Origin of the sequence: Streptomyces sp. 4F14 (assembly GCF_048159485.1) — a bacterium.
In the GTDB taxonomy this organism is placed as follows: Bacteria; Actinomycetota; Actinomycetes; order Streptomycetales; family Streptomycetaceae; genus Streptomyces.
In genome coordinates this window covers 1-11722 of sequence record NZ_JBLRVY010000051.1, presented here as the reverse complement: position 1 = coordinate 11722, position 11722 = coordinate 1, and the positions used below count along the sequence as shown (strand labels likewise).

General features: G+C 69.6%; 19 protein-coding genes. 3 read left to right on the top strand and 16 right to left on the bottom strand.

From position 1 onward, the window contains the following. The 16 genes from ACLZOT_RS47965 to ACLZOT_RS47890 form a co-directional block, all read right to left on the bottom strand. Positions 1–396, bottom strand: a complete 396-nt coding sequence (locus ACLZOT_RS47965; protein WP_416975619.1) for a hypothetical protein — start codon at positions 394–396, stop codon at positions 1–3. A gap of 121 nt (positions 397–517) precedes the next feature. Beyond that, on the bottom strand, positions 518–757 hold the full coding sequence (locus ACLZOT_RS47960) for a hypothetical protein (protein ID WP_416975618.1): 240 nt from the start codon (positions 755–757) through the stop codon (positions 518–520). After that, a complete protein-coding gene (locus ACLZOT_RS47955; protein WP_416975617.1) occupies positions 754–1167 on the bottom strand; it encodes a hypothetical protein in 414 nt (137 codons plus the stop codon). Before ACLZOT_RS47955 ends, ACLZOT_RS47960 begins: the two co-directional genes overlap by 4 nt. 20 nt (positions 1168–1187) lie before the next feature. Continuing rightward, entirely contained in the window at positions 1188–1829 is a 642-nt protein-coding gene (locus ACLZOT_RS47950) for an HNH endonuclease signature motif containing protein (protein ID WP_416975616.1), read from the bottom strand. After that, positions 1826–2449 (bottom strand): hypothetical protein, encoded by a 624-nt coding sequence (locus ACLZOT_RS47945; RefSeq protein ID WP_416975615.1) that lies wholly within the window; start codon positions 2447–2449, stop codon positions 1826–1828. The genes ACLZOT_RS47950 and ACLZOT_RS47945 overlap by 4 nt, the downstream gene beginning before the upstream one ends. Continuing rightward, complete coding sequence (locus ACLZOT_RS47940; protein ID WP_416975614.1) at positions 2446–2712, bottom strand: hypothetical protein; 267 nt, start codon at positions 2710–2712, stop codon at positions 2446–2448. The genes ACLZOT_RS47945 and ACLZOT_RS47940 overlap by 4 nt, the downstream gene beginning before the upstream one ends. After that, entirely contained in the window at positions 2709–3134 is a 426-nt protein-coding gene (locus ACLZOT_RS47935; protein WP_416975613.1) for a hypothetical protein, read from the bottom strand. The genes ACLZOT_RS47940 and ACLZOT_RS47935 overlap by 4 nt, the downstream gene beginning before the upstream one ends. Next, positions 3131–3973, bottom strand: a complete 843-nt coding sequence (locus ACLZOT_RS47930) for an exonuclease domain-containing protein (RefSeq protein ID WP_416975612.1) — start codon at positions 3971–3973, stop codon at positions 3131–3133. Before ACLZOT_RS47930 ends, ACLZOT_RS47935 begins: the two co-directional genes overlap by 4 nt. Further along, positions 3970–4755 (bottom strand): ERF family protein, encoded by a 786-nt coding sequence (locus ACLZOT_RS47925; RefSeq protein WP_416975611.1) that lies wholly within the window; start codon positions 4753–4755, stop codon positions 3970–3972. Before ACLZOT_RS47925 ends, ACLZOT_RS47930 begins: the two co-directional genes overlap by 4 nt. Beyond that, on the bottom strand, positions 4752–5801 hold the full coding sequence (locus tag ACLZOT_RS47920; protein WP_416975610.1) for a YqaJ viral recombinase family protein: 1050 nt from the start codon (positions 5799–5801) through the stop codon (positions 4752–4754). The genes ACLZOT_RS47925 and ACLZOT_RS47920 overlap by 4 nt, the downstream gene beginning before the upstream one ends. Continuing rightward, entirely contained in the window at positions 5798–6169 is a 372-nt protein-coding gene (locus tag ACLZOT_RS47915; protein ID WP_416975609.1) for a hypothetical protein, read from the bottom strand. Before ACLZOT_RS47915 ends, ACLZOT_RS47920 begins: the two co-directional genes overlap by 4 nt. Further along, positions 6166–6681, bottom strand: coding sequence for a hypothetical protein (locus ACLZOT_RS47910; RefSeq protein WP_416975608.1), 516 nt, complete (start codon positions 6679–6681; stop codon positions 6166–6168). Before ACLZOT_RS47910 ends, ACLZOT_RS47915 begins: the two co-directional genes overlap by 4 nt. A 76-nt stretch (positions 6682–6757) precedes the next feature. Beyond that, positions 6758–7684 (bottom strand): hypothetical protein, encoded by a 927-nt coding sequence (locus tag ACLZOT_RS47905; RefSeq protein WP_416975607.1) that lies wholly within the window; start codon positions 7682–7684, stop codon positions 6758–6760. Next, entirely contained in the window at positions 7681–8160 is a 480-nt protein-coding gene (locus tag ACLZOT_RS47900) for a hypothetical protein (RefSeq protein WP_416975606.1), read from the bottom strand. Before ACLZOT_RS47900 ends, ACLZOT_RS47905 begins: the two co-directional genes overlap by 4 nt. After that, positions 8157–8369 carry a hypothetical protein gene (locus ACLZOT_RS47895; protein ID WP_416975605.1) on the bottom strand — a complete coding sequence of 71 codons (213 nt, stop codon included), beginning with the start codon at positions 8367–8369 and terminating at the stop codon, positions 8157–8159. Before ACLZOT_RS47895 ends, ACLZOT_RS47900 begins: the two co-directional genes overlap by 4 nt. Before the next feature lie 87 nt (positions 8370–8456). Further along, positions 8457–8684, bottom strand: a complete 228-nt coding sequence (locus ACLZOT_RS47890) for a hypothetical protein (protein WP_416975604.1) — start codon at positions 8682–8684, stop codon at positions 8457–8459. A gap of 558 nt (positions 8685–9242) precedes the next feature. Between ACLZOT_RS47890 and ACLZOT_RS47885 the strand changes: the two genes are divergently transcribed. From ACLZOT_RS47885 to ACLZOT_RS47875, 3 genes are all read left to right on the top strand, one after another. Then, the gene (locus tag ACLZOT_RS47885) at positions 9243–9608 is read left to right on the top strand and encodes a helix-turn-helix domain-containing protein (protein ID WP_416975603.1); all 366 of its coding nucleotides are present in this window, start codon (positions 9243–9245) and stop codon (positions 9606–9608) included. Positions 9609–9801: 193 nt separating this feature from the next. Beyond that, complete coding sequence (locus ACLZOT_RS47880) at positions 9802–10050, top strand: hypothetical protein (RefSeq protein ID WP_416975602.1); 249 nt, start codon at positions 9802–9804, stop codon at positions 10048–10050. A gap of 272 nt (positions 10051–10322) precedes the next feature. Continuing rightward, positions 10323–11534 (top strand): tyrosine-type recombinase/integrase, encoded by a 1212-nt coding sequence (locus tag ACLZOT_RS47875; protein WP_416975601.1) that lies wholly within the window; start codon positions 10323–10325, stop codon positions 11532–11534. The last annotated feature ends 188 nt before the right edge of the window (positions 11535–11722 follow it).

Here is an 11722-nt window from a genome sequence, read left to right as displayed (position 1 = left end):
TCAGGCGTCCTTGTACTCGGTGGAGGTGTCGGCCATGCGGAACTCGGTGGTGCCGTCGGTGGTGCGGTACACGCCCGCGGACATCTGGCGGGGGTCCTCTCGGACGGGCTGGCCGTCGGCGTTGAGGAAGTAGAGGGACTTGACCGGGGTCGGCTTGGGGGCCTTGACGGTGGACTCGATGCCGATCGGGAGGGGCGCGGACTCGACGCCGTTGGCGGGCGGGTCGACGACGATGGTGATGGTCATGGAGCCCTTCTTGCCGTGGGCGCGGACGGAGTCGAGGAGGGTGTGGAACTCGCTGCTCAGTTCTTCGTCGGTGCGGCCGTTGAGGTGGCTGCCGAGGAAGGCGGCGACGGGGGCCTGCTGGATTTCGCCGGTGTCGTGCTGGACGGTCATCGGGAGGTGGTGCCTTTCTGGTTGGTGGTGCTGGTGTGGTTTGTGGGGGTTGGGCCCGCCCCGGGGGGTTGAGGGGGAAGCGGGGCGGGCCCGGGTGGCGGCCGTGGGGGTCGGCCGCCGGTCAGGCGGCTTGGGCATGGCTCCTGGAGCGGCAGATGTGCGCGTCCCGGATCGTGGCCACGAACTTCGCGACCTTGAGCGGGCCGTGGACGGGACCTTCGACGGCCTGGCAGTGCAGGCACTCGTAGCGGGCGCGGGGCTGCTCGACCCAGCGGATCTGGCCGGCGCGGTCGCCGGAGCGGATCTCGTAGCCTTCCCCGCAGTCGACGAACAGGACGGAGTCGATTCGGCGGGCCGTCATGCCGATGCCCCTTCGAAGAGTCCGAGCTGGCCGACCGGCGCCGGCCGTGCCCGCCGTGCGGCCGGCGCATGGACCGCGGGGACTGACTGCTTGAGAAGCGTCGTGACGGGTCCGCTACGACGCCCCTCGTGCGTGCACTGGCAGAGCAGGCGGCACGGCCGCTGCGTCGGCAGGTACAGGACGCTGGCGAGGGACTTCCTGTGCTGAAGGCCGCCCTTGTAGAAGCTCCAGGCGGTGTAGCGGGAGCCGTAGACGAAGGCGACCGCCACGTCCTCGGCCGGGACGCCGTCGGGGGTGAGGCAGTAGTTGCAGTTGCCCTTCTCGCATTCGCAGAGCCACTCACACGAACAGACCTGCTCATGCTGGTACTCGGTGCGGATCAGGTCTGAGGGCCAGGCGTAATCGCGCACCCAGGCAGCTTGGTCAGGGGTCATCGGGCCGTCACCGCCTCGCAGTCGGGCCACTGCACGCCGGCCAGCTCCGCAGCGGGCTCGACGTGCTTCCACGTCCGCCCCGCCCTGATCAGCCACACCGCGGACTGCGTGACGCCGAAAGCGTCTGCCACGGCATACGTCGACTCGCCCTCGGTCAACCGCAGCTTGATCTGTGCCACCGCTGCCTCATCGAGCTTCGCGGTTCCGTTCGCCGAACCCCTCAGGGCAACATGTCGCCCCTTCTGGTCACGGTCGGCGTTGTTGTCCGCGATAGTGCCGAGGAACAGGTGAGCGACGTTGACGCAGCGCGGCCGGTCACAGCGGTGGAGCACGTACAGGTTGGCGGGCACAGGCCCATTGGCCAGCTCCCACGCCGCGCGGTGCACTCCGATGTACTGACCGTCGCGGTAGATCGTGACGTGACCGCTCCGCGTCTTGCGCTTCGACTGGTACATCAAGCAGCCGCCATCGAGCACCGTGCGGGCCGCGATCCGCTCGCCAACGGGGATTGGCCGATGGCCGCGGATGCCAGGCGCGTGCGGGTCGCCGTGTCGACGGGCTCGGTGGTAGTGCTTCTGGCAGTAGCCGTTGCCGTAGTGCTTGTTCGAGCAGTCGTTCAGACTGCATCGGCGGATCACTGCGCCACCGCCACGGTCTGCGTGGGCCAGTGAACGCCGTCCAGCGCGCGCCGTTGCTGGGCGGGGAGTTCGAGCAGCGGGTAGCCCAGCCAGTCCAGGCCCATCGCGGCGAACACGGCGGCATCAGCGGCGTCGTACTTGCCGGGGCCCTCGCACCAGATGCCGAGCCTCTCGTTGACGAACGAGCAGACCATGCCTTTGCCGATGCGGGCCCGCTTGTCGCGCGGGTGCTCCTTTGCAGGGTTGGCGACGCCGGTGGTGTAGGTGTAGCGGCTCTGGGGGTTGGCGACGGCGAACGGGATGCCGCGGCGGTGGAGTTCGGTGGTGAGGACCCACCAGAGGCCGGCGAGCTGGTGGACGGCCGAGCCCTTGGCGCCGCGGGCGACGTCTTCGATGACGACGAGGTCGGCGGTCTTGGCGCGGTCGGCGACCTCTCGACGGAGGAAGTCGATGCGGGCGTGTCCGGTGAGGCCGGGGTGGCGGATGGCGTCGGCCCAGTCGGCTCCAGCGATGCCGAGGCTGTTGAGGCTCGCGTCGATGCCGATGACGAGGGGCCGGGGCCCGGCCGCCGTGATGGCGGCCGGAACCTCGGGGCCGAACAGAGTGGGAGCGGCGGTCACTTAGGGCCTCCCGGGGTGGTGTGGCGGCACTCGGTGCACAGCTGGCCCCCGAGCCGCAGCCGGATCTGGAGGGTGGGCCGGTCCTCAGCCGGGCAGTACGCCTCGACCTGGTCCAGCGCCTCCACCGGCCGCACGAGCCCCTCCGTGCCGCCCGCGCGGTGACGGCCGGACGGAGCCGGGCGAACAAGCCGGCGGACGAGCGCGGTTCCGCCGGTCAACGCCGCAGTGAGGAAGGCGGCCCCGAGCGTGATGCGGTCGTTCACCGGAGGACCCCCTTCCGGCCCTCGGCGACAGCCAGGCGGGCCTCCAAGGCGCGGCAGCGCTCCAGGGCGCGGCGCAGGATCAGCGCAGGGTGGGTGGGGCGCAAGGTGCCGCCCTCGATGAGCCGCACGCCCCCGACCTGCTCCCAGGTGGTGTGCGCGGCGACGGCCTTCTCCCACGCCGAGGTGTCCGCGGCGGTGTCGGCGAGGGGCTGCCGCACCTCGTACTGGGCGAGCCGGGCCCGGGCGTCCGCCAGCTCGACGACGAGCCGCGCGTTGAAGTCGCCCGCCTGGGCGAGGAGCTTGGCGAGACGCCGGCGTTCGGTCTCGGCGTCTTCGTGCCGGATCTCGGTGTCGGCGACGCGCTGTTGCAGGGCCGCGATCTTGATGTTGTGGCGGCGGCGGGAGATGAACGGGAGCTTCACGACGCGTCACCCGCCTCACGCTGCGCGGGCACCGGGCGCAGCGGCCACGTCCCATCGATCACCGCGGTCGGGTCGTGCTTCTCGCCCGCCTTCGCCGGGTTCCGCAGCCACGCCTGGTAACTGGAGGCGTTCTCGCGGAACCAGCCGATCTGCCGCTCGTGCAGTTCCTCGGCCGTCACGTCCCGCAGCGAGTTGAAGCGGTTCGTCCGCAGACTGAGCACCCAGTCCGGCCGCCCTCGGTGCGGGGTGTGCGCGATCGCGCCCATCCTGTACGCCGCCCGAGCGGCCTGGAGCGCGTCGTACTCCGCGCCGTGCGCCTGGTCCTCGTCCCAGGGCAGGCCGTACGTCTCGGCGGTGGTCCGCATCTGGTACGGGCCTTGGGTCTCCGAGATCCGCCGACGGAAGGGCGCGGCCTGCTTGTCGAGGACCATCGTGTCGAGGACCTGCGTCAGCGGCTGCCGGACGATCTCTTCGAGGCCGTCGCCGAGGTGGCGGCGGCACTCGCGGTCGAGGAGGTTGAGGTCGTAGCCGCCGATGTTGTGGCCGACGAGCGGGACCGCGCCTTCCACGATCTCGGCAATGGCCTTCGCGATCTCGCCCACGCCCCGTTCAGCGGGCAGGCCCTGCTCGGCGGCGTACTCGTCGGTGATGCCGTGGACCTTGATGGCCTCGGGCTCCATCGGGATGCCGGGGTTGAGGAGCCACGTGCGGGTGTCGGTGGGCAGTCCACCGCCGACGAGGATGAGGGCGCAGGTGACGATGCGGGCGGTCTCGGGGTCCTTGTCGCTGGACTCGAAGTCGAGGGCGGCCATGCGCTGGAGGTGCCAGGGGGCGTTCACTCGGCACCCCCGGCGGCGCGTTCCTTGCCGATCCGCACGACCATCGTGCCGATCTGCTCCTCGTCGCCGACCTCGTTCGTCACCAGGGCCCCCAACTGCCCGGACTGGCGCAGCTCGTAGTGGATCTGGCGCAGCCTCCCGGCGCTGGTCTGCGGGTGCGCGATCTCGTCCAGGTACTGGGCAGCCGACCGCACGGGGGCCTCCCCGCGCTCGATGTACGAGGTGTCCGGGTCCTTGTCGTGGGTGGGGGTCAGACCGCCCGTCAGCAGCAGCACCCGCAAGGCCACCGACTGCGCCTTCGCCGTTCCCTTGTCGGCGGAGTCCAGGGCCTCGCCCTGCGTCTGGCAGGTCAGGGTGTCGCCCTTGGGGCCGACGATGAGCCAGGACACCGTGACGGTGCACTCGCGCATCTTGCTGCCCTTGGAGGTGGTGGTGTCGCGGTACACCGCGTCCACGTGCTGCGGGAAGACGTTCACGCCGTGCCGCAGGGTCACCGGGCCGAAGGTGTTGACGACGGTGTCGACGCCTCGGAAGTTGAAGCGGGTGCCGCCACCGTTGTACTGCTCGCCCTTGGCGATAGCGCGGACGTCCTTGCGGACGCGGAGCCACGCGATGTGGACGGGCACCATCTCGGGGTCGCCGTCGCCGGGCTCGTAGCCGGCCATCGGGTCCGGCGCCGGGGTGAAGTCGTCGGCGGGCGGCGCCTCGGCGAAGGTGCCGGGCTCGGTCTCGGTCAGGGTGCGTCCGGCGGCGGACGCGGCCCGCTCCTGGATCGTGCTCATGCGTTGTGCTCCTCACGGACAGAGCGGGGAATCGAGATCTGGCGATAGGTGCGGTCCTCGACGCAGTCGGCGTACGCCTCCGGCCACCGCTCCGCGAGCCGCTTCGTGTCCGTCCACTCCTTGGACCGCTCGTCGAGCGACACGTACGGCCGGTCGAGGACCGTCGCGGCCTCCGCGCCGCCGAGCCCGGCGAGGATGCGGGCCTTCGCGCCCTTCTTCCGCTTCTCCGCGGCGGTCAGGTCGGCGTGCGCGTCGAGGTAGTCCTCGACGGCCTCCTGCGTGTCGACGTCGCGGGTGAGGTCGACCGTCCCGGCGCGCTCCGGGTGGAGGCGGCCGTACAGGTCGAGGAGGACGTCCGGGTCGGCGTCGTGGGCGAGAACCGGCGGCCGGCGGTCGGTGATCTGCTGCCAGGCCCGTTCGCCTGCGGCCCGCAGGTCGCCGACGAGCTGGGCGTGGTCGGCGACGCGGACCACGAACTGGCGGTAGTCGTTGCCGCCGATGAGGACGGCGGCGTGGACGTGGTCGAAGCCGCAGGTGATGGCTTGCCACAGGGTCTGCACGAGGACGTCGTCCGCGACGCCCCGGCGGAACTGCCCGGCCTTCATCTTGTCGCGGCACTTGATCTCGACGGCGCACTTCTCGCGGCCGTCGGCGAGGGGGCACTCCAGGACGCGGCGGTCGAGGGTGCACATCTCCCACGGGCGGTCGATGTGCGCGACGAGGCCGACGCGGCGGACGACGGAGCGGTTGCGGCGGGCCCACTCGCGGGCGACGGTCTCCTCGAACGCGCGCCCCCAGAGGGCGGGTTCGGAGTCGTCGGACTCCAGGGGGAGTCCGCCGGTCTTGTCGTGCCACACGCTCAGCGCGTTGCCGTAGCGGGAGATGCCGAGGATCGCGGCGATGTCGGAGGAGCCGATGCCGGAGCGGCGGGCGGTGAGCCAGGCGGCGCGGTCGGCGTCGGCGGGGAGGATGAGGCGGCCGGTCGGGGTGACCTTCCGGCCGGCGGCCGGGGCCGTGATGGCCCCGGCGCGCGCGGTCGTCGTCATGCCGTACGCCTCCGCTCCTGCGCAGGCACCGGACGCGGAGCCGCGATCCGGGCGCACGCGTCCCGCAGTTCGCCGACCGCCCGCCCGTACAGCGGGATGACGCCGCCGTCCGCGTACGTGTCGACGAGGTGCTGCATCTGCGTGTCGTACTCGTGGCGGGCAGGCGAGTCAGGGCCCTGATGGAGCGCGGAGCCGAGCAACTCGCCAATCGCGGCCAACTCCTCGCCGACGCCATGCGGGTCCTCGGCGGCCTGGGTGCACAGCTCGGTGAAGAGCGCGCGGATCAGGTAGAGGCTGACGTCGAGCTCGGCGCCCTTGTCGGTGGCGCGGATGCTGATGGGGAACGGTCCGTCGATGCGGTCGCTCACGGGCGGCCGTCCTTCCTGGGGATCTGGCACTCGTGCTGTGCGGCGAGGGCCATGAGGTCGACGAGGGAGTGCGGGCCGACGCCCTGGACAAGGCCCCCGCACGAGCGGTGCCGCAGCTCGGTGGCGGGCCGGTCGGTACCGTCGCTGGCGGTGATCACCGGGGTGAACTCGGCGAGCCGCCACCCGTCGGGCCCGGCGTGCATGCGGCCGGTGGCGTAGCCGTCGCGGTACGCGTGGTCGGCCTCGGTGGGAGTGGCGTCGGCCCGGGGGCTGCTCTTCTCCCGCTCGATCCCGGCCGCCGTACGGCGGAGGCGCTCGACTGCGTCGCCCCGGCCGGGGTCGCACTCGTAGTCCTGCGGCAGTGCGGCGATGGCGTCGGCCGCCCGACGGAGGACCGCGGCCTCGCACTCGGCGGTGTACTGCGCGAGCACCTCGCGGACGAGGGCGTCCGGGGCGGCGCTGTCCGCGTAGTAGGAGAGGAGCGCGTGCTCGACCACGTGGCGGATGTTCATCGCTCAGCCCCCTTCACGACGGCCACCGAGCCGAGGACCCAGAGGGCAAGAGCAGCGAGGGAGAACAGGAAGGTGATCACTCGTCGGCCTCCTCGTCGTACTCCGAGGCGATCTCCAGCGGCGTCACCTCGTACCCGGTCGGCCCCTGCTCGCCGTCGACCGTGGCCACCAGCTCGGCGACACCGTCGTCCGGGTCCGTGACCCAGTCGAAGGCGGCGTCCGGGAGGTCCCGGCGGGCGTGCGTCTCGCAGTGAGCGCGCGCGGCGTCCGGCGTGGTGTAGAAGTCGAGGGGGATCGAGTCCCACTGCGCGCGGTACACCGTCAGCGCGGGCGCCTCGGGCTCGGGCTGGAGGGCCTGCGTCGGCGCGATCACCCGCGTGATGCCGTCCGCCCCGCCGACGAGCCACCGAGCCTCCGACCAAGCGGTCTGCCCGTCCGGCCAGCAGTACACCTCGGTGTCGTGCAGGAGCGCTGCCATCCGCCATCCCGACTGCGTCCGTACCCGCCGGACCCCGAGGTCACCGGGGTCGTGCAGGACCGCCCACCGGGTGCCGTCGTACGCCGGGTCCCGCCGCACGATCAGCGGCGTGTACTCGGGGGGCGGCAGCATCAGCCGGTACTCGGTTGCGGTCCCGGCGAGCGCCTTCAACTCGGCGATCTCCGCGAGCAGCTTCCGCGTCGCCGGGTCCCGCCGCGCGCAGTCCTCCTCGAAGGCGGCCTGCATCTCGTCACGGTTCGCCGGGTTCCGCATCCACTCCTGGATCGCGGCCCAAGCCGCCGTCGAAGCCGAGTTGGAGGCGACGTCGCCGTAGGCGATGTGGCCCTCCACCGCATCCAGCACCTCGGGCCACGCCCAGTCCTTCAAGCGGTGGAACGCATCCTCAGGAAGCAGCCACCAGTTGCGCGCCACCTCGGGGATCTGCACGTACACGCGCGTCTGCTGGCCAGTCGACGCCATGTTGTACGAGTCGAGCGTGATGCGGACGAGGATCGAGTCGCTCATGCTGCACCGCCCGTCTCCGCCAGAGCCGGAATCCCGTGCTCGGCGCGGAACTCGGCGATCCCCGCCTCGCAGCAGACCGGCTCACCATCGACGGAGTGCTCGTCCTGCCGACACTCGGGGTCGGTCGCCTCCTCGGCGGTCAGCACCTCCCAGCGCAACCCGCAGTGCGAGCAGGTGTGGGTCTCGGTGCAGGTGACCGTGACCTCGTCGACCTGCGGGCGGTCCCGCAGCTCGGCGGCGATCTCGTCGCAGCGCTGTCGGTACGCCTCGTCGACGTTCCGACTCATCATGTGGTCGGGCACCGACATGCCGGCCGACAGCTTGCCGAGGCGGCGCGGCAGCACGGCGATCGTGATCGGCCCGGGCGGCGCGATGAACTCGGCAAGGTCGTCGAGCCCGGTCAGCCCGAGGTCGGCGGGGCGGCGGGGCTTGAGAGTGACCATCACACGCCACTCGTCGCGGAGCGTCTTCTTCACGCGGCACCGCCCAGCAACGGCAGCTCCGCGCCGAAGATCTCCTCCAGCTCCATCCGCGTCGACATCACCAGACGCGGGCACTTCTCCGGGTCGACGCCGTCGATCACGTACAGCACCGCACCGTTCCGCGTGTGCCGGGTCGCGCGCCAGATGTTGCCGTTGGGGGCGACCAGGTCGCCGGACACGGGGTCGGTAATCTTGATGGCCACGGTGGCCTCTCTTTCTGTGATGGGTAGGGGCGCCGAGTCGGGGGTCGCCGGGCCTGGCAGTCGGGCGGCCCTTCGGCGCATCAGGGGTCAGGCGCTGGCAGCGAGCTGCTGGCCGTGCTCGGCCATCCAGCCGCGAACCGCGCCCAGGTCGAAGCGGCGACCGCGCGAACCGAAGGGCTCCACGGGCATCCCCGCCTCAATCCACCGGAGGACGGTCCAGTCGGAGACGCCGTAGTACGTCTCCAGCTCCTTCTGGCTGAGAAGCGGGACCAGTCCGGCCGGAAGGCCGACCTGGCGGTCACTCTTCTTCGGCATCAGGGGTTGACCTTTCGATATTCGAAGTCGAATGTGAGGGCATGGCGAAGAGGTCCTGGAGAGGTGCGGTCGTCTCCTCGTGCAGAGCTGCGGCGACAACCCAGGCCGTCCGCAGTTCGCACGCGGTTCGAGCCGTCTTGCCCCTCGCCACCAGCCGGCCGACGGTTGCCGGGCTGACACCCCTGCCGTCCGGATCCACCCGTCGCGTCGCTTCCGCGAGTTGGGGGATGGATAGTCCGGCCCGGGTCATGGCGTCTCTCAGTGGCTGTCCGTCGTCCCTGCGGTGGAGCTTGGGCATAGGTGGACCTCGTGTGGCCGGTTCGCCCCTCGGATGAGGTGCTTCGATATTTCTACTTTAGAAATCGAAGTCTCGTCAAGTCTCGCCGAGTCTCGCCGTGTCACGGCCGGGCGGGGTGGTGCGAAAATCGAATGCACGTTCTATGGTGAGACGGTAGGTAGTGCGACGGCGCGTAGTGGAGAGGTTGCGCGCCGCCAAGTTTTCGCCACGCCTTCTACTTTGGCTTGCAGAAAGTAGAAGGTGAGGGCACCCTTTCCCACGTGGAGACCCCAGCGCCCGACGCCCCCGAGACCTTCGCCCAGGTTCTCGCTGCCCTGAAGGACGAATACGGGGTCAAGGAGCCGGCCATCTCTGAGGCCATCGGGGTGCATGTCTCCACGGTCAACACGTGGGCCCACGGCAGAGCGCTCCCCCGGGCAAAGCACATCCGCGCACTCGCGGGTGCGTACCCCAAGTTCACCGAACTGCGGCTCTTCGCTGCGGCTGGAAAGAGACCGCCTGCCCCGCTTTCCCGCGATGGCAGGGAGGAGCTGTTCGGCGTGTTCGAGCGCCTAACGAAAGAGCAGCAGCAGATGCTGTTGATCCAGGCCAGAGCGGTAGCCGACAGCAATGACCAAAACGGCTGATTGGATGTCAGAAACTCGCATACAACCCTCGATGGCTGGGGCGAGTCTCAGCTAGAAGCGGACTTCGTCACTCCCCGCTACTGAATCTATACAGGGCGGTCGCTTTCCGCTCACTCTCGCGGTACGGTCGAGCGCACGGCCGATGTCCTCCCCCACCGGCACCACACAGCACACGTGTAACCAGGGGGGAATCATGTGCATCCGTGTCCGCTACACGCCTCTCGCCCGGCTCAAAGAGCCCTGGGACGCCGAGCAGAACATCATCACCCTGCCCGCCGAATTGCGACACGAATTCGCCCTCCGAGCACTCCGAGCCGTTCTTTCTCAATTGGCCATCAAACAGCCCGAGTTGGGTGCACGCTGCTGGTGTGGGGAGCCCATCGGGCTACTGCCCCGCATACCCAACCAGCGACAGGACGAGGTGATGCGCCTTGGCGCCTGAGCCCCAGCAGGTCGGCAGCCCCAGGTGTGGCTGCGCAGACTGCTACACCGACTATCCGCCCGTGACATACGGCGAGCGCCCACCGAACTCCGCGTGTGTCGGCCCGTGGAGGGCGCGATACCGCTCCGGCGGAAAGCACCGAAGCAAGACCCTGACCTCCCGCGCGGAAGCGATGGCATTCCTCGCCACCACCCGCAGGGGGCGCAATGCCTCGTAGGGCCACCAACAACCCCCGGCAACTCCGGACCAAAGCATGCGGCTGCATCCTCTGCATGGAGGAATACCCGACCGAGAAGTACGGCGACCGAAAGCGCCGGCGCGACTGTGTCGGCTCCTGGCAGGCCCGCTACAGGGACCCGACCGGAAAGCAGAAGGCGAAGAACTTCGAGAAGAAGGGGGAGGCGGACGACTTTCTTGACGACGTCCGCACTCGCGTACGCCGCCGCACCTACAACGACCCGACGCGCGGCGAGATCACCCTGGAGAAGTGGTGGGACAAGTGGTGGCCGGCGCAGCCGAAGAAGACCATCACCACCACCAACCGAAAGCTCTCCAACTGGAGCGTCCACCTCAAGCCCAAGTGGGGGAAGTGGAAGCTGTGTGACCTGGAGTACCTGGAGCTACAGAACTGGCTCACCAACGACATCAAGGGCTACCACACTCGCAAGAAGGTCCTGGAGCTGCTGAACGCGATGCTGCGGGCGGCGGTCAAGGACGGCAAGCGGATTCCCTACAACCCGGCAGCGGAGATCGAGTTGGAGGCGCCTCCCAAGAAGGACCCGGACGCGGCCCGGCCTCCGACGAGGGAGCAGTGCGCGCTCATCCGTAAGCACTGCGCGGTCTGGTACCGGCCGCTGCTGCGGTTCCTTGAGGAGACAGGGCTCCGCTGGGGTGAGGCGACCGGTCTGCGGTGGGAGTTCGTGGACCTGGAGGCTAAGCACCTCAAGGTAAAGGAGGTGCTCAGTGAGGACAAAGGGACGTTGTTTCGACAGGCCGCGCCGAAGACTGTGGCGGGTTTTCGGACGGTCCCGTTGACTCCGGAGGCCGTCGAGGTTCTGGAGATCATGGCCAAGCGGTTCCGCCCCGTTCTAACCGTCTCGCCGATCGGTGACGGTCGTGACCTCCACTCCGATGAGTTGGTCTTCCGGGGCCCGCTGGGCGGGGTGCTGACGCGGCACAACTTCCGGCGCACGTGGATTCCAGCGATCAAGGCTTCTGGCCTGGCGCGACTCATCGAGAACCCGGAGACAGGCCGCACGGAGTACTGGCCTCGCGTCCACGATCTGAGGCACGTCTTCGCCACCCGTCTCAAGGATCTCGGGGTCCCGGAGAAGGACGTCCAGACCATCATGGGGCACGACCGGGGATCGAAGGTGACGTGGATCTACCAGCATTCCCCGGAGGACGTGGCGGCTCAGGTGCTGAGCAGGATGGTGCCGCAGCAGAAGCGGTCTGTTCGAATGCTCAAGGCTGTTGGATCTTGAGAGTCCACATCGAGTCCACAAACCCCCCTCGGCGAGACTCGGCGAGCCTCGGCGAGACGCGAAATGCTAGGTCAAGCCCCATGTCGGCGACACTCGGCGAGACTCGGATTCGCTCGGCGAGTCTCATGATCGCTTTACGCGATCTCCTAAAGCGGGTGTCGGCAGTTCGAATCTGCCCGGGGGCACAG